The organism is Cognaticolwellia aestuarii (assembly GCF_002000025.1).
Classification (GTDB): domain Bacteria; phylum Pseudomonadota; class Gammaproteobacteria; order Enterobacterales; family Alteromonadaceae; genus Cognaticolwellia; species Cognaticolwellia aestuarii.
In genome coordinates, this window is the sequence record NZ_MUZV01000011.1 from 1 (window position 1) to 17347 (window position 17347).

Here is a 17347-nt window from a genome sequence, read left to right on the forward strand (position 1 = left end):
AAGTGGTTTTAAAGATTGTAGTTAAGTTTGACTAAACACTCGCAAGAGTGACACGTACATAAAGCATTGAATAAGAGTTCGAAACACGTATTTATATAAAGTAGAACCTAGGTTTTACTGTAGCGTCGATAAAAACGTTCATCCATGAACATTATCGACGTTAGTGCATCCATGCACGTCGGCTTTCAAGATTGTACCCTTTTTGTCTAGCGACAATAGCGACATGGCCCCACCTGATCCCATTCCGAACTCAGAAGTGAAACGTGTTAGCGCCGATGGTAGTGTGGGAGTTCCCATGTGAGAGTAGGACATTGCTAGACTTCTATTAAGAAAAGCCCGTTACGAAAGTAACGGGCTTTTTGCTATCTAAAATTCACTAAAGATAGCTATCAGTAATAAGCTTTCAGTTTAAGACATAATCCATTGACACCTGATAGCTTTGAACTTAAAGCTATTCCCTCTAGCTTCTATTTAGAGAAAGCCGATACAAAAGCGTCGGGCTTTGCTATCTAGAAATTATAAAATCCAAGCTACAAGCTATAAGTTTTGAGCTTTCAGTTTAAGACATAACCCACTGACAGCTTTGAACTTAAAGCTATTTGTCTACATCTTTATAAGAAATTCACCATATAAAGAGACGCAGAAGTGACCGCTTTAGTGCATCCAATCTCGTCAACGTATCTGTTTATCTATACATCACTACAATTCGCGCTAAACGCACAACACTAACAAAATGCTCTTTATATAACTAAGCAGGTGAAATTTCATTACTCCTGATTGTTATGGATAGAAACTATATTGTTGTTTGAGTTTTAAAGTCATTACTCTATATTTACTTAGCAAGCTAACTAATGTTAATATAGTTAGCTTGCTAAGTAAATAGAGGTTAGGATGACAAAACAGCTGCCTTTTTATGAAACATTGGATTTAACTTTATGTGGCAACATGGGAAGAGTGCATAGATTATGCCGAGAAGTTGTCACAATAGCTGTTGAACCTTTAGGCTTAACACAATCGCGTTGGACAACATTAGTTCATGTCAATATGCTCCAGGAGGGGGTGACACAACTTGAACTAGCACATAGTTTAGGTATAGAAATGCCTTCTTTGACACGAACACTTAAGCAACTTGAAGAATCGTTATTGATTGTGCGCAAAGTAGATCAACAAGATAGGCGCAGTAAGAGGATTTATTTTACCGAGCAAGGTAGAAATGTATTAAGTACATTACAAGAAAAAATAGCCGATATTAAGGATCAGCTTTATCACGGTTTGAGCCATGAGCAACTAGATATAATGGCCTATGGTTTAGTTAAAATGGAAGAAAACGCAAAGAAATCTATTATTCAATCGACTATAGGTGAGAACCTTAATGACACCTGATCAAAAATTTGCCCGCTATGTAAAATGCTCACTAATCGGCTTTATTTTAATTTTTGTCTACTATGTTATCGCTGATATCTGGTTGCCGGTGACACCTCAAGCACGGGTTTATCATTCAGTTGTACAAATTGCACCACAAGTAAGTGGTAGGGTTACGAGTGTATTGGTAACGAATAATCAAGCAGTAAAGCCCGGTGAAATATTATTTGAAATAGATAATAGCAGTTATTTACTTGCATACGAGCAAGCAAGGCTTGCTTATGATGACGCCAAATTACTTAATCAACGTCTTGATACTAATATTAAAGTTCTAGAGGCACAAGTGAGTGCCGCTAAAGCAAAGCAGTATGAACAAAAGTTATTAAAAAATCGTGGTGAGAAACTATTTCAGCAAAACTCTATTTCAGAACAAAATCTAGAAAGTATTAGGGCTAACTTTGAAGCAAGTGAGTCAAGTGTCATCGCTTTTGAGGCGCAGTTATCCGAAGCTGTTTTAGCTCGGGGGGATTCTGGTGATGATAATTTAGCATTACGTCATGCCGCTAATGAACTAGCGAAAGCTGAACTTAACTTATCATATACAAAAGTACGCGCACTAAGTGGTGGTATTGTTGCAAACTTGCAATTACTAGACGGTGCTTATGCTTCAACGGGGACTCCTTTATTGGCAATAGTGGCTAATAATGCTGACTTAGTTGCTGATTTTCGTGAGAAATCACTGTCAAAAGTCAGTAAGGGAAGTTTAGCGAAAGTGGTATTTGATAGCCGTCCTGGTGAAGTTTACGATGCTAACATTATCAGTTTTGAAGCTGGTGTAAGTGACGGGCAATTAAGTGCAAATGGTTTGTTGAGTACTACTGAAACAAGTAATCGCTGGGTTCGTGATGCTCAGCGCCAACGTATCCATTTACAGCTATCAAATAATACATTACTTAAAAATATGCCCAGTGGTGCAAGAGCAACAGTGCAATTGTTACCGGATTCTTTGTTTGGTCAGTGGTTAGGCATAATGCAAATTCGTTTCATTAGTTGGTTACACTACATTTATTAGTAAGGCCTGAGATGAATAACATCATTAATCAACCAACACAACTTGATGCCAATGGATTGTGCCAAGCCTTGCGTATTGCTGGTGGCTGTACGCTGGGTTTTGCGATAAGTAAATTATTGAACTGGCCTAATGGCATATTTTTTACGGTCTACCCTATGTTGATATTAGGATTGGTACCTACTATTAATAAATCCATAATAATACAGTTTTCTGCTAGTGCTGGATTTAGTGCGTTTGTGGTGTTACTAATGCAAGGGCTGTTTTCGCACTTACCTGTTTTAATGACAATACTTGTTTTTCTTACCTTCTGCTTTTTATTTTATCAAATGAGCACTTCAGGTGCTTTTTTGTTTGGTGCTTTAGGTGCTGTGAGCTTATCAATTCAATTACATTTCGCTAGTTATGCTGTTGGTGATACCAGTATTTACCCATTAATTTTAAGTAATGCGGTTGCTATTATATTAACAATATTTATTGCGCTAATAATGCACGGCCTATTCCCTGATGTAACAGCTCGTACTGCTAGATTAATGCCTGAAAAGGCAAAAGAAAGTATTCGCCACGAAGTGCTTTTATGTGCGAGTGTTGCGACATTATCCTTTGTGTTTTTTCAAACACTAGATTTACAAGATTCAATTTCTGCTCAGGCTGCTTCTATTCTAATTTTGTTTTCTTTGTGCTGGAAAGCTGCGGGAATAGCAAGCTGGCAGCGAATAATAGGCACGCTTATTGGTTGTAGCGCAGCCTTAGTAACACAACTATTGCTATATACTCATAGCGATTTTTTGTTATTTCCAGTTATTATGCTTTGGATATTGTCGTTGATTTTCAGTCGATTTCATATTCTAGGTGGTGGATCACCGGGAGTGGGCTTTGGTGTTTTAACCACTTTTGGTATTTTATTTGGTCAGTCATTGGGGCCAGGGCAAGATCTAATTTTCAGCGCACTCTATCGTTTTAGTTCGGTTTTTTTAGCAGTAATAGCAAGTTTAAGTGCGGTGTATATTATTCATCATATACTAAATCGCTTTAGCGCTACTCGTCATCATACTTATGATTAGCTAACGTAACGAGTTCAGTGATTAATCATTGATTATTATGTTGGTTATAATAACTCCTTGCGTTTACTTACAGGCTGTATACAATAACAGTAATACTGTTTAAAAATACAGGTTTGCTGATAAGCTAGCCTAAGGAATCACTATGCGCCCTTTAACACCTAGACAACAGCAGATTTTTGATCTGATTCGAGACAAAATTTCTGAAACCGGTATGCCACCAACGCGTGCAGAAATTGCTACTTTTTTTGGTTTTAAATCGGCGAATGCTGCTGAAGAACATTTAAAAGCTTTGGCAAAAAAAGGTTATATCGAAATGTTACCAGGTACATCACGCGGCATTCGTTTAGCTGAAGAGTTCATTGTAGAGGAAGGTTTACCCCTCATTGGACGTGTTGCAGCGGGAGAGCCTATTTTAGCGCAAGAGCATGTAGAGCAGCACTATAAAATTGACGGTAGCTTATTCCGCCCAGCTGCTGATTATCTACTACGTGTTAATGGCGAAAGTATGAAAGATATTGGCATTATGGATGGTGATTTACTGGCTGTTCACCAAACGAGTGATGTACAAAATGGTCAAGTAATTGTTGCTCGTGTTGAAGACGATGTCACGGTTAAGCGTTTTAAGCGTGAGGGTAATGTGGTTTATTTACATGCCGAAAATGAAGACTTCTCACCAATCAAAGTTGATTTAACTTCACAAAACTTTAATGTTGAAGGCGTTGCTGTTGGCGTTATCCGTGCAGCTGATTGGATGTAAAATTTTAATAACAGTTCATTTTGTTTTATCGAATGCTATTGCAGATTTAATTAATCAAGTTGTTTAGATCTGCAACCATTTACTTTGCTCCTTTTGCTCTTCATTTATCCTGCGAATTTGTACTTTTCTCACTTCTATTAATTATTCCCTATCTAAGGTTTATTTATATAGCGTAATTTTTATTCTCATCATTAGATGCTGATACCTGACTTTTTTTTATACAGTAAAAATCCTAACTGTTCATATATTATTCTGCACGATATTTGTGAGCTGAATAAAAAATAAACATTCAACCCATACCACTAAAAATGCGCTTATCGCCTTGTTTAGGGTTATTACTCTATTGTATTTATTGGTTTTTATTTTTCACCTTGATGAAATTTTAAATTGACCCAGATCAACTTTTGAGTAATTCTAGTCTAGAAAACGTACAGAAATAACAAAAGGGCGTAATTGACGGTTGTTTGAAAATTCGCCACTTAAATAATAATAAATGTATGCGCGAGATAACCTTTTTCATTGTTTTTTAATAATTAAATTGTGTTATTGAGCCTAAAAGGGTGAAGGAGATGTCGAGTGAAAAGACGTAACCTAGGTTTACTGTTGCTAGGGAGTTCATTGTCTAGTTCAGTTTGGGCAGATATGTCACTGAACTTGACCAAAGGTGTTACAGAAGTTAGTCGAGACGTATATGATTTACATATGTTGGTACTCTATATCTGTACCGCTATTGGTGTTGTAGTATTTGGCGCAATGTTTTGGTCTATGGTGTTTCACCGTAAATCAAAGGGAGCAAAGCCAGCTACCTTCCATGAAAGCACAAAAGTTGAAATTCTATGGACGGCTATTCCAGTCGTTATTCTAATTGCCATGGCGGTTCCTGCCACTATCACACTCATCGATATGGAAAATAATGATGATGCCGACATCACGGTACAAGTCACTGGTTCGCAGTGGAAATGGCACTATAAGTACTTTGATCAAGATATTGAGTTTTACTCAGTACTGTCTACGCCACGCGAGCAATATGAAAATCAAGATGGCACATCAGCTGAAAAAGGTGAGAATTACCTGTTAGAAGTTGATCGCCCTTTGGTGATTCCAATCAATAAAAAAGTTCGGTTTGTTATTACTTCTGATGATGTTATCCATGCTTGGTGGGTACCTGCATTTGCTGTAAAGCAAGATGCTAACCCTGGTTTTATAAACGAGGCTTGGACTAAGGTTGATAAACCTGGCACCTATCGTGGCCAATGTGCAGAGTTATGCGGTAAAGATCATGGCTTTATGCCAATTGTTGTTGAAGTTAAAACTGAAGCCGATTATGCCATTTGGCTTGATGAGCAAAAACAAATGAAAGCTAATGCGGCAGCGGCTGAAGCAGCATCATTAACTGCTTCTGTTTCTATGGACGAGCTGATGCAACTGGGTGAAACAACTTATACCGCTTATTGTGCTGCTTGTCACCAAGTGAGCGGGCAAGGGCTACCACCAGCATTTCCAGCGCTTAAGGGTAGTGCAGTAGCAACAACAGGACCTGTCAGTGAGCATATTAATATTGTTTACAACGGTAAAGCAGGTACAGGCATGCAAGGCTATGGTAAACAATTAAGCTTAAAAGAAATTGCTGCTGTAGTAACTTACGAACGTAATGCTTGGGGTAACAATACTGGCGATGCAGTACAAGCTGCAGATGTTAAAGCCGCTTCAGGTGCTGCTGTTGCAAGTATCACAGATACGGTTGCACAAGTGGTTACGGATGTTAAAGAGCAAGTGGCTGATAAGGCAGCTGACGTGATCCCTGCTGAAGATTTGTCTAAGGTTTATAGCCAAGATGAGTTAATGGTCATGGGTGAAAAAGTCTATATGACTGCTTGTGTCGCTTGTCATCAAGCTAATGGTGAAGGGATGGCTCCAGTATTTCCAGCACTTAAAGGTAGTGCAATTGCTACTGGCGATATAGCTGTGCACGTAGATATGGTGCTTAATGGCAGTAAGAAAAATCCAGCGATGGCAGCATTTGCTAGCCAATTAACGAAAACGCAAATTGCGGCAGTTGTCACCTACGAGCGTAACGCTTGGGGTAATAACACCGGTGATTTAGTCCAGCCAGCAGATGTTGCTGCTAGTGCGAAGTAGGGAGGCGTTATAATGACTACAGATGTAATTAATGATCAATCCGAACATGATTCACATGACGGTGGGCATCATGATCATAAAATGACTGGCCTGAAACGCTGGTTATATACCACTAACCATAAAGATATCGGCTCGATGTACTTATGGTTCTCATTTATCATGTTTTTGACTGGTGGCGCTATGGCGCTGGTTATCCGTGCAGAACTATTTCAGCCGGGACTACAGATAGTTGAGCCCGACTTTTTTAACCAAATGACCACCGTACATGGTTTAATTATGGTTTTTGGTGCAATAATGCCAGCGTTCACTGGCTTGGCTAACTGGATGTTGCCTATGATGGTCGGTGCACCTGATATGGCATTACCACGGCTGAATAACTGGAGCTTTTGGATCTTACCATTTGCTTTTGCCATTCTATTATCATCGTTCTTTATGGAGAGTGGAGCACCAAATTTTGGTTGGACATTCTACGCACCACTATCAACAACCTACAGTAACGGTAGTACCGCCTTTTTTGTTTTTGCTGTTCATATCATGGGTATCTCGTCAATTATGGGGGCTATTAATATTGTCGTAACCATTATGAATATGCGTGCACCAGGTATGACTTACATGAAAATGCCATTGTTTGTTTGGACATTTTTCATTACGGCTTACTTATTAATAGCGGTGATGCCGGTACTCGCGGGTACCGTCACTATGGTATTAACCGATACTTATTTTGGTACTAGCTTCTTTGATGCCGCCGGTGGTGGTGACCCTGTGATGTTCCAGCATATTTTCTGGTTTTTTGGTCATCCTGAAGTTTACATTATGATCCTGCCTGCTTTTGGTATTGTTTCTACAACTATTCCAGCATTTTCTCGTAAAAAGCTCTTTGGTTATAGCTCAATGGTTTACGCGACAGCATCGATAGCTTTCTTGTCGTTTATTGTTTGGGCTCACCATATGTTTACTACAGGAATGCCGTTATTTGGTGAACTGTTCTTTATGTATTGCACCATGTTAATTGCGGTGCCGACAGGTGTGAAAGTATTTAACTGGGCGGCAACTATGTGGCGTGGTTCAATTAGCTTTGAAACGCCGATGTTGTTCTCAATTGCTTTCGTTATATTGTTCACTATTGGTGGTTTTTCTGGCTTGATGCTGGCAATGACACCGGTTGATTTTCAATATCACGATACTTATTTTGTCGTTGCTCATTTTCATTATGTCTTGGTGACGGGTGCGCTATTCTCCATTTTTGCCGGTGCTTATTATTGGTTACCTAAATGGACTGGCTACATGTACAACGACACCTTAAGTAAGTGGCATTTTTGGTGTTCACTGGTGTCAGTCAACCTATTGTTTTTCCCAATGCACTTTTTAGGTTTAGCAGGTATGCCTCGTCGTATTCCTGATTATGCACTGCAATTTGCAGATTTTAATAAGTGGGTCAGTATTGGTGGTTTTGCCTTTGGTCTTTCGCAATTAATTTTCTTGGTATTAGTGATCAAGTGTATTAAAGGTGGAGAAAAAGCACCAGCGAAACCTTGGGATGGTGCAGAAGGTTTGGAATGGACAGTAGCTAGTCCTGCGCCATACCATACGTTTACTACACCACCAAAAATCGATTAATTGGGGGCAGAATGACTAACAGAGAATCGCAAAACAAGTTGTCGAAACAAACACAATTACAAACAAAAGACGCCTCAGTAAAAAAAACAGTGAAAAAGCTGATGTTGATTGTGTTTGGGATGTTTGGTTTTGGTTTTGCGATGGTGCCGTTATATGACGTTTTTTGTGATATTACCGGATTAAATGGTAAGACGTCTAACGTGGCTGCTAGTTATAAAGGCGTAAGTATTGATACCGAACGTACGATTACCGTGCAATTTTTGACGCGAACTGCCAAGGGTATTCCTTGGCGTTTTGAGCCAATGATTAATGAAGTAAAAGTGCATCCAGGTGAAAGAAAAATCGTCAAATTTTATGCTAAAAACGAGTCTGTAAGCGATATTGTTGGCCAAGCGGTGCCGTCGGTGTCGCCGGGGAGGGCTGCCATTTATTTTCAAAAGATAGAATGCTTTTGTTTTAATAATCAGCCATTAAAAGCTAGTGAGGACGTTGAAATGGGATTACAGTTTTATGTTGATTTAGACTTACCTGACGACGTTTCTACCATAACGCTATCTTATACCTTGTACGATATTACAAGCTCAGTTGATTCTTAAGTGCTTGGCACTTAAATGAGGGGAACAACAATGACAACAAAAGAATACGAAAGTTATTACGTACCAGCGCAAAGCAAATGGCCAATCATCGGCGCCATTGCGTTATTTTTAATTGCCGTTGGTGCGGGTAATTATGTTTCCAACCTTAATAACCCAGAAAGTAGCAGTGGCGGTTGGATCTTACTTGCGGGTATCGCACTGATTATTTATATGGTATTCGGCTGGTTTAATAATGTTATTACTGAGTCAATGTCAGGAAAATATAGTCATCAAATGGACAATTCATTTCGACAAGGTATGAGTTGGTTCATTTTTTCGGAAGTGATGTTTTTTGCCGCGTTTTTTGGTGCATTACTTTACGCCCGTACCTTTTCAGTACCTTGGCTTGGCGGCGCTGGAAATAATGCTGCAACCGCAGCAATTTTATGGCCAGAGTTTACCGCGACTTGGCCGTTAGTTAAAACTCCAGACGGTACAGAAACCACGGCTATGGGTTGGTATGGTTTGCCGTTAATTAACACTATTTTGCTGCTAACTTCATCGATTACTGCCCACTTTGCTCATGTGTCATTAGAGCAAGAAAAACGCGGTTTATTAAAATTTTGGTTAGGTCTAACGGTGTTGTTAGGTTGTATATTCTTATATTGCCAAGGTTTAGAGTACGCGCACGGTTATGCTGAAGAAATGAGACTGTACTTAGATAGCGGTATCTATGGCAATACCTTTTATATGCTCACTGGCTTTCATGGTATGCATGTAACCTTAGGTACCATTATGCTGTTTGTGATGCTGATTCGTGTGTTTAAAGGTCACTTTACACCGAAAAACCATTTTGCATTTCAAGCCGCAAGTTGGTATTGGCACTTTGTAGATGTGGTTTGGGTTTTACTATTCGTTTTTGTTTATATCATCTAATACGTTATAACGTTGCAGTGCTCAGCTATTATTCGAGTTGAGCACTTTATATTGTTATTACATTTGTTGAATGATTAATATGGACGCGGGTTTGGTGTGATAAGCCCAGTGAAAATTCCCACTAACAATAATAATATGATCACGACGGATGTTATTACCCGTCGGCCGATGAATTTAGTCATTGGTGGCTGATCAGGATCGTTTTTATTCATGGTAAATAAGGCTTTAAACAGGTTGTAAACCATAAGCATTAATAAGCCGATAATCATGATTTTAATTAGCACAGTATTCTCTCTTTTATAGTTTGTTTTTTGTTCGTGAACATGCGGTAGTCTATGAATTTGGTATCACTTCAGCACAAGTTAAAGCAGCTTAGTTGGCCGATGGTTTTATTTACCATGCTAGTATTTTCGTTATTAATCAAGCTTGGATTTTGGCAAAGCGAAAGAGCACTTGAAAAAGAGCAGCGTCAGCAACGCATTAGTGAATTAAGCCAACAACAAGCTTTAACATTAACGCAGGTGCTAGCACTGCGCGACTTGCCAGATGGTATAAATGATTTGCCAATCGAGCTTGATGGGGAATTTGTTGAAGATAAAGTTTTTTTATTGGATAACCAGCCTGATGAGGGTCGCTTGGGATATCGCGTCTATCATGTCATGACAACGAATGACTATGCTGTGCTGGTCAACTTAGGCTGGGTACAAGGTTCAATAGATCGTAATGTGCTACCCGCAGTAACCGCAATGACAGGACAACATGTTATTACTGGCCACGTTCGAGAAGTTGAGGTAGGTATACAATTACAAGCACAAAATTTAGCTAATCCGTCGTGGCCATTACGAGTGCAACAAATTGAATTAGATAAATTTTCACCGTTAATTACTAAGAAACTATTGCCCTTTGTGGTTTACTTAGATAAAACAGAAGCTATTGGTTATAAAAAGAACTGGCAAGCCATCGTAATGCCACCAGAAAAACATCGGGCTTACGCTTTTCAGTGGTTTAGTTTGGCATTAGCGTGGATCAGCTTAATGATCTGGGCTGCGATAAAGATGAGCAAAAATCAGAACAATAATTAGCGTTATATAAAACATAAGAAAAGTACCGAAACCGAATAAAAAGAATAAAAGGCTGAGTTGTATGAATTCTTCAGAAGTAAATAAATCACGCCGTAGTATGTTGATCCTTTTGGCTGTGTTCGTTATTCCCGTGATATTGGCTAAATTAGCCTTAAACCAACAGTGGTTTAATTACGGGGTCACTAATCAGGGGCAGTTGCTCGATAATGAATTAACTCTCGACAAGCTTGGGCTCAACCTTGTTGATTTTGATCACCACTGGTTGTTGCTATATACCTTACCTGAAATTTGTGATCAACAATGTGAGAAAACACTAGTGAGTGTTAATAATACTTACATTGCGTTAGGCAAAGAAATGCCACGTGTTATGCCTGTGGCACTGACCCAACAAAATTTAACTGATGAGCAGTCAGGTAAAATTCAACTTAAAAAATGGCATGTTCAAGCGATGCCTGCCTTAGCAAAAAGTGCTATTTCACAATCACAAGTATTGATAGTCGACCCTTTAGGCAATGTTATTCTTAGTCACTTGCCTCCTAAAAATGTAGAACAATTACCGCAGTTTGGTAAAGCAATCTTGGCTGACTTTAAGAAATTACTTAAATATTCAAGGATTGGCTAAATGAGAACACAAAGCTCCTCAGATATTAAAAAACTGGTTTTTGTTAGCATTTTATTAGCTATTGTGGTGGTCAGCCTAGGTGCTTATACACGACTCACTCATGCGGGGTTAGGCTGCCCAGATTGGCCCGGTTGCTATGGTTTATTAAAAGTTCCGGTTACTACTGAGCAAATTGTTGCTGCTGAGCAAGCATTTCCGGAACGCCCTGTTGAAACGCACAAAGCATGGAATGAAATGATCCATCGCTATTTTGCTGGTTCATTGGGGGTACTAATATTGATCATAGCCTTGATGTCTATAAAGCGACGAGCACAAGGTGGTCCTGTTGGCTTACCTATTTTAATTTTGCTGGTGGTAATATTTCAGGCTGCACTTGGTATGTGGACGGTTACTATGAAATTAATGCCTGTGGTGGTGATGGGGCATTTATTAGGTGGTTTTACGACTTTATGTTTATTATTTTTGTTATATCTACGCTTACATGATTATCGAGTGCCCGGTGGAGATTTTTCCCTAAAAAAATACGCAAAATTTGGGCTTATTGGTATTGTTATTTTAGCTGGACAAATTGGCTTAGGTGGTTGGACTGCCGCGAATTACGCGGCATTAACATGTACTGAGCTGCCGATATGTCAGGCCGGCTGGGCAGAACAAGTTAACTTTGAACATGCCTTTGATCTGATACCACCTGAAAAGGACAGTTATGAATTTGGTCACCTCGATCATGCTTCGCGTTTAACTATACATGTTATGCATCGCTTTGGCGCTATAGTCGCAACACTCTACTTGTTGTGGTTAATTACCAGTGTATATCGCAAAGCGCAGTCGCCATTTTTCAAAAACGCTGCTATGAGTTTAGGTTTTATTCTCAGCGTACAAGTGAGCTTAGGGATAAGTAATGTCTGGTTTTCATTACCGTTAAGTGTTGCTGTCAGTCATAACGTTGTGGCAGCGATGTTAATGATGTCATTAATTACCATGACATATAGTTTAAAACGTAAAATTTAGGGGCATATTATGGGGCAAAGTAACACAATAGCAGTAAGTCATAGCGCACCTAGCACAGCAACATGGCGTGATTATTATGAAATAACTAAGCCTCGTGTTGTGGCACTACTTGTACTTACTGCTTTAGTAGGTATGTGTTTATCAGTGCCTGGGGTTATTCCTTGGCACGTATTAGTGCCATCAATGATAGGAATTGGCTTTTTATCTTCAGCGGCTGCGGCAATTAATCATATTGTTGATGAGCGTATCGACAGTGTCATGGGCAGAACACATAATCGACCCTTACCTAACGGCAGGCTAACCGCAAAAAGTGCCTCAATGTTCGCAATGGCTTTAGCTATAACGGGCTTTGCCATTCTGTATAGCTTTGTTAACCCGTTAACTGCTTGGCTAACTTTTTCGGGCCTAGTGGGTTATAGCTTTGTATATACGATGTATTTAAAACGCGCAACGCCACAAAATATTACCATTGGGGGGCTAGCTGGCGCTATTCCCCCACTATTGGGGTGGACGGCAATGACCAATGAAATTCATCCTAATGCATTGCTATTAGTGCTGATAATATTTACTTGGACACCGCCACATTTTTGGGCTTTAGCGATTCATCGTAAAGATGATTATGCGAAAGTGAACATCCCAATGCTACCGGTAACTCATGGTGTTAATTTTACCAAGACTCAAATCTTACTTTATACGGTTTTATTATTTGTTGTTGGTTTACTACCTTACTTGGTTGGTATGAGTAATTGGTTGTATTTAATTGGTGCTGTGGTGTTAAACTCAGTGTTTTTTGCTTACGCTTGGAAATTAAAATTCAATGCTGATGAGAGTACTGCTATGGATACCTTTAAATTTTCTATTGTACATTTAATGGCGCTATTTATTATTTTACTACTTGATCATTACTTATTGCCGGTGACTGGCTAATGAATAAAATTGTTACCTTAATTGTCGCAGCTGGCGCGCTAGTGGCAGGTGTAATATTATTTGGGCAGCTGAATAAAAAAGCCACAGTTGAATTTGCGTTACATTATCAACAAGCGCGTGATGTTAAACCCTTTGAGTTAACCGACCATTCGGGTAAGGCATTTAATAATGAGTCGTTAAAAGCGCATTGGAGCTGGGTGTTCTTTGGCTACACATCTTGCCCAGATGTATGCCCAACTACCTTACAAGAAATGAATTTTATTTATGATGAGCTAAAAGCTATCGCCGATAATAGCCAAGTATTATTAGTTTCTGTTGATCCTAAGCGTGATACGCAAGAAAAGCTGGCAAGCTATATCGGTTACTTTAACCCAGAGTTTAAAGCATTGCATGGTGATCACGGTACACTGTTTCCGTTCGCTCGTAATTTAGGTTTAATGTATGCCATTAATGAACCAGATGCGCATGAACACGGGCAAACTGTCGGTAACTATCTTGTTGATCACAGTGCATCTTTGGTATTGATTAATCCTGCAGGTAAAGTCGAAGCTATTTTTAAGCCAAAACAGGCACTAGGAGAAGTGCCGGTGATTGAAGGCGATAAACTGGTCAGTGATTTTGCTAAAATAGTCGCTTTGTATTGAGTTCATATTGAACAAAACATAAAACTCACTTTGCTGGCGGTTTATTCAATTATAGTGGATACCATTGACGGTTTTCTTTGAGAATAAACCAAGGTTTTGAAAACCAATAGTATCGTCCTGGTTCGCTAATACTGGGCGCTGTACAATTACACCGTACGCGTCCTGTAGGTAAAGGCGCACTATAGTTAATAGTAAACATTTCCTCACCTTGCCATTGAATTTTTTGACGACCCAAACCTGAAATATAACAATGCAACTGTTCTGGATTGAAGTCATCTACTTCAATATTAAAACTAACTGACGTTGACTCCCCTTGCTGAAAAATAGTTTGTTGATTCTCACCTTCAAGGTGAATATTAAAAGCTAAAGCGTTAAGTTTATCGCGTAAACTTGATAACTGATCATAAGGTTTAGATGCCGGAAAACGAGGAATACTTGTGGTATCTGTTGCTAATCCTACGGCGCCAGACTGCTGTGAAAAAGCAACAAAGTCATTATCCTTCACCCATTGCTGGATCTCTGGGCTATATTCTCCGTAAGGATAAGCAAAATAACGCCAACTTTGTCCAGTTTTTTCAGTAATTAACTGTTCTGCTTTTAATAGCGATTCGCTATTTTGAGCTAGCCAAGCTTGTTGGCTGACACCTTCAGGAACCCGTGTAAGTGAGTCGTGAGTCATGCCATGGTTAGCGATAATTACACCATCATCAGCCATAGCTTTTAGTTGTTGCCAAGATAAATAATGGCTTGAATTGCGCTCAACAATACTAGGGTTAATAAATATAGTGAATGGAAATCTGTGTTTGTCTAAAATCGGCTTACCATGAGTTAAAATATCTAAATAAGCGTCATCAAAGGTGATTACCACTGACTTATCAGGTAATGGCTTTTGCTGCTCAATGGAAGCCATTAATGTTGACAACGCAATAACTTTGAAGTTGTTATCCTCAAGGTATTGCATATGCAATGAAAACTGCTCAGGAGAAATACTAGTACTAGCTGGCGTAGTGGTGCTGACATGATGATATTGTAAAATGACAGTGGCAAAACTGGTCATGTGAAGACAATAGCACAGTGCTGCCAACAAGCGGTATTTCATGGTAATCTTCCTAAAATATTTGTAAGGCTTTAAGCTCATGCTTAAAATAGCTTTTTTTACCGTATTTATACAGTCCATTTGCCAACAAAGGTCGGCTTTTTTTGAAATTCAATGATATAGAACGTCATAAGCAGCTATTTATTCTTGCACTGCCGATGATTTTATCAAATATTACCGCGCCATTATTGGGTTTAGTCGACACGGCTGTTATTGGGCATTTGGAATATGCGTATTATTTAGGTGGTAGCACTGTTGGTGCGATGTTGATAACTGCCATTACTTGGCTGTGTGGTTTTTTACGTATGTCGACCACCGGATTATCAGCACAAGCCTTTGGCAAGAATGACGATGAACTCAACAGCTTAATTTTATTACGCGGTATTATTGTTGCTTTTACCATTGGTTTAACGGTCATTGCACTGCAAGTATTTTATTTAGATATAGCTTTATCTTTAGCTGGTGGTTCGCAGCAAGTTCAATTTTATGCACGAGAGTATAGTGCTATTCGTATTTGGGGCTTACCGGCCGCACTGGCGAATTTAGTTATTCTGGGTTGGTTGCTGGGTAATCATAAAGCCAAAATTGTTTTATGGTTAATTGTTGCCACTAATTTGATTAATCTTTTGCTCGACTTATTGTTTGTTATTGGTTTTGGCTGGCAGGTTAAAGGTGTCGCAACGGCAACCTTAATCGCAGAATATAGTGGTTTAGTGATAGGGTTAACGTTAATTGTTGCTCATTTTAAGCAAAAAATTGTTGGCTTATTTACTTCCACTCAACATCTGATTGAACGCACTTTTGAGAAATCCGCCCTGTTAAGTTACTTTAAACTTAATCGCGACATATTAATCCGCACTTTATGTTTAGAAGTTTGTTTTATTTTTATGACTTTTCAAGGTGCGCGTTTAGGTGATAATGTCGTTGCTGCAAATGCTATCTTAATGAACTTTTTACTCCTGATATCTTTTGGCCTAGATGGTATTGCGAATGCAGCTGAAGTCATGGTTGGTAAGGCAAAAGGCCAAGGTAAGCAGGTGAATATTTTATCCAGTGTTAATATTGCGCTGTTTTGGACTGGCATTTTTGCGCTGGTCTATAGTTTACTGTTTTACCTTGGTGGACAATATTTCATTTCAACAATATCGAGTATTCCTGAAGTGGTTGAATATGCACAGCAGCATATGTTTTGGATTATCGCGTTACCGTTACTGGCATGTTGGTGTTATTTATTTGATGGTGTTTATGTGGGGTTAATGCAGGCCGCGGTGATGAGAAATAGTATGTTAATTGCAACATTTGGGTGTTTTTTCCCTGTTTGGTGGTTATTAAAAGACTATGGGAATCATGGCTTATGGGCGGCGTTTTCAGTATTTATGTTGGCACGAGGTGTGACTTTAGCGTGGCATTATCAGCGGCATAGATATGCGTTTTAATCTTTTGTACGATTAACGATATGATATAAGCGATTGGCAAACATACCGATGTAGCCGTGTATGGCAAACAGAGACCCACAAGCCAAAAATACTAAGCCAATTATTTGCCAGATATAACTGTGGTACATACCAATAAAAATTAAGCATACTCCGATAACAAAAAGGCCAAGTCCACTGAGAAAACGCTGCATGCTGCGTTGTGGATCTTGACCTAATTTTTCTAATAATGACATTAAGATATTACATTAATGATTAGTAATATGAGTGCTCGCCACGTTGATGTTCTGTCATATCACGAACACCTTTGATTTCATCGCCCATCATATCAATTAATTGTTTTTCAATACCGTCTTTAACCGTAACATCAATCTGTGCACAACCGTTACAGCCGCCGCCAAATTGTAAAATAGCATAACCATCTTCGGTAATTTCCATCAGGGTACATTCACCACCATGGCCAGCAAGCTGCGGATTTACTTCAGCTTTCAAGAAATAATCAACACGTTCAAATAAAGGAGCATCATCAGCTACTTTACGCAATTTAGCGTTTGGCGCTTTTAAGGTTAACTGCGAACCCATTTGATCAGTAGTGAAGTCAATTTCTGCATCTTCTAAGAATAATTTACTGTCGGCGTCTATATAAGCAGAGAAATGTTCATATTTTAGTTCAATATCGTCAGCTTCAACAGCATCAGCTGGACAGTACGATACGCCGCATTCTGCGCTTGCTGTTCCTGGGTTCACAACAAACACTCGGATACTGGTACCTTCAGCTTGCTGAGAAAGTAGTTTTACAAAATGTTCTTGTGCAGTTTCTGAAATGTTAATATTCATACTATTTTACTCTTCACTACTGGGGTTGAATGTTCAATACCCGACTATTTTACTCAAGTATGGATATTTTACTCTGCTCTGTCATCTCACGCTAGTCCTAGATAGCATAATTTAGATAGCGATAATATGAAACCGATAAAAAAGCAGATAAATAGTTAATTATCACGAGATAACTAGTT

18 protein-coding genes and 1 rRNA gene are annotated in these 17347 nt (G+C 39.1%); 15 read left to right on the forward strand and 4 right to left on the reverse strand.

Going from position 1 to position 17347, the window contains the following annotated elements; translation table 11 throughout:
* Positions 1 to 205 precede the first annotated feature (205 nt).
* The 9 genes from rrf (at position 206) to B0169_RS15720 (ending at position 9519) form a co-directional block, all read left to right on the forward strand.
* Positions 206 to 320: ribosomal RNA gene (rrf, locus tag B0169_RS15680) — 5S ribosomal RNA — on the forward strand.
* Positions 321 to 891: 571 nt separating this feature from the next.
* The gene (locus B0169_RS15685) at positions 892 to 1383 is read left to right on the forward strand and encodes a MarR family transcriptional regulator (RefSeq protein WP_077287536.1); all 492 of its coding nucleotides are present in this window, start codon (positions 892 to 894) and stop codon (positions 1381 to 1383) included.
* Positions 1373 to 2434, forward strand: coding sequence for an HlyD family secretion protein (locus B0169_RS15690; protein ID WP_077287538.1), 1062 nt, complete (start codon positions 1373 to 1375; stop codon positions 2432 to 2434). The genes B0169_RS15685 and B0169_RS15690 overlap by 11 nt, the downstream gene beginning before the upstream one ends.
* 11 nt (positions 2435 to 2445) lie before the next feature.
* Entirely contained in the window at positions 2446 to 3495 is a 1050-nt protein-coding gene (locus B0169_RS15695) for a DUF2955 domain-containing protein (protein WP_077287540.1), read from the forward strand.
* 142 nt (positions 3496 to 3637) lie between these two features.
* On the forward strand, positions 3638 to 4252 hold the full coding sequence (gene lexA, locus B0169_RS15700; protein WP_077287542.1) for a transcriptional repressor LexA: 615 nt from the start codon (positions 3638 to 3640) through the stop codon (positions 4250 to 4252).
* A gap of 642 nt (positions 4253 to 4894) precedes the next feature.
* Complete coding sequence (gene coxB / locus B0169_RS15705) at positions 4895 to 6391, forward strand: cytochrome c oxidase subunit II (RefSeq protein WP_077287700.1); 1497 nt, start codon at positions 4895 to 4897, stop codon at positions 6389 to 6391.
* A gap of 12 nt (positions 6392 to 6403) precedes the next feature.
* Complete coding sequence (gene ctaD / locus B0169_RS15710) at positions 6404 to 8008, forward strand: cytochrome c oxidase subunit I (protein WP_077287544.1); 1605 nt, start codon at positions 6404 to 6406, stop codon at positions 8006 to 8008.
* Positions 8009 to 8019: 11 nt separating this feature from the next.
* The gene (locus B0169_RS15715; protein WP_077287546.1) at positions 8020 to 8604 is read left to right on the forward strand and encodes a cytochrome c oxidase assembly protein; all 585 of its coding nucleotides are present in this window, start codon (positions 8020 to 8022) and stop codon (positions 8602 to 8604) included.
* Positions 8605 to 8634: 30 nt separating this feature from the next.
* The gene (locus B0169_RS15720; RefSeq protein WP_077287548.1) at positions 8635 to 9519 is read left to right on the forward strand and encodes a cytochrome c oxidase subunit 3; all 885 of its coding nucleotides are present in this window, start codon (positions 8635 to 8637) and stop codon (positions 9517 to 9519) included.
* Positions 9520 to 9593: 74 nt separating this feature from the next.
* Here the strand turns inward: B0169_RS15720 and B0169_RS15725 are convergent, their stop codons facing one another.
* Positions 9594 to 9803, reverse strand: a complete 210-nt coding sequence (locus B0169_RS15725; RefSeq protein WP_077287550.1) for a DUF2909 domain-containing protein — start codon at positions 9801 to 9803, stop codon at positions 9594 to 9596.
* A gap of 51 nt (positions 9804 to 9854) precedes the next feature.
* Here B0169_RS15725 and B0169_RS15730 point away from each other — a divergent pair, with 51 nt between their 5' ends.
* The 5 genes from B0169_RS15730 to B0169_RS15750 all read left to right on the forward strand — a co-directional run bounded on the left by B0169_RS15730 (position 9855) and on the right by B0169_RS15750 (position 13802).
* Complete coding sequence (locus tag B0169_RS15730) at positions 9855 to 10601, forward strand: SURF1 family protein (RefSeq protein ID WP_077287552.1); 747 nt, start codon at positions 9855 to 9857, stop codon at positions 10599 to 10601.
* A 61-nt stretch (positions 10602 to 10662) separates the two neighbouring features.
* Positions 10663 to 11223 carry a hypothetical protein gene (locus tag B0169_RS15735; protein ID WP_077287554.1) on the forward strand — a complete coding sequence of 187 codons (561 nt, stop codon included), beginning with the start codon at positions 10663 to 10665 and terminating at the stop codon, positions 11221 to 11223.
* A complete protein-coding gene (locus B0169_RS15740) occupies positions 11224 to 12231 on the forward strand; it encodes a COX15/CtaA family protein (protein ID WP_235838599.1) in 1008 nt (335 codons plus the stop codon).
* A gap of 9 nt (positions 12232 to 12240) precedes the next feature.
* Complete coding sequence (gene cyoE / locus B0169_RS15745) at positions 12241 to 13158, forward strand: heme o synthase (protein WP_077287556.1); 918 nt, start codon at positions 12241 to 12243, stop codon at positions 13156 to 13158.
* Positions 13158 to 13802 carry an SCO family protein gene (locus B0169_RS15750; protein ID WP_077287558.1) on the forward strand — a complete coding sequence of 215 codons (645 nt, stop codon included), beginning with the start codon at positions 13158 to 13160 and terminating at the stop codon, positions 13800 to 13802. Before cyoE ends, B0169_RS15750 begins: the two co-directional genes overlap by 1 nt.
* Positions 13803 to 13851: 49 nt before the next feature.
* Here B0169_RS15750 and B0169_RS15755 read toward each other — a convergent pair whose 3' ends face one another.
* Positions 13852 to 14901, reverse strand: coding sequence for a polysaccharide deacetylase family protein (locus tag B0169_RS15755; RefSeq protein ID WP_077287560.1), 1050 nt, complete (start codon positions 14899 to 14901; stop codon positions 13852 to 13854).
* A gap of 101 nt (positions 14902 to 15002) precedes the next feature.
* On the opposite strand from B0169_RS15755, the gene B0169_RS15760 reads away from it, so the two are divergent.
* Positions 15003 to 16334, forward strand: a complete 1332-nt coding sequence (locus B0169_RS15760; RefSeq protein WP_235838600.1) for an MATE family efflux transporter — start codon at positions 15003 to 15005, stop codon at positions 16332 to 16334.
* Here the strand turns inward: B0169_RS15760 and B0169_RS15765 are convergent.
* Together B0169_RS15765 and nfuA are read right to left on the reverse strand one after the other, a co-directional pair.
* On the reverse strand, positions 16331 to 16567 hold the full coding sequence (locus B0169_RS15765) for a hypothetical protein (RefSeq protein WP_077287562.1): 237 nt from the start codon (positions 16565 to 16567) through the stop codon (positions 16331 to 16333). The genes B0169_RS15760 and B0169_RS15765 overlap by 4 nt on opposite strands.
* A gap of 19 nt (positions 16568 to 16586) precedes the next feature.
* Positions 16587 to 17168 (reverse strand): Fe-S biogenesis protein NfuA, encoded by a 582-nt coding sequence (nfuA, locus tag B0169_RS15770; RefSeq protein WP_077287564.1) that lies wholly within the window; start codon positions 17166 to 17168, stop codon positions 16587 to 16589.
* Positions 17169 to 17347 lie beyond the last annotated feature (179 nt).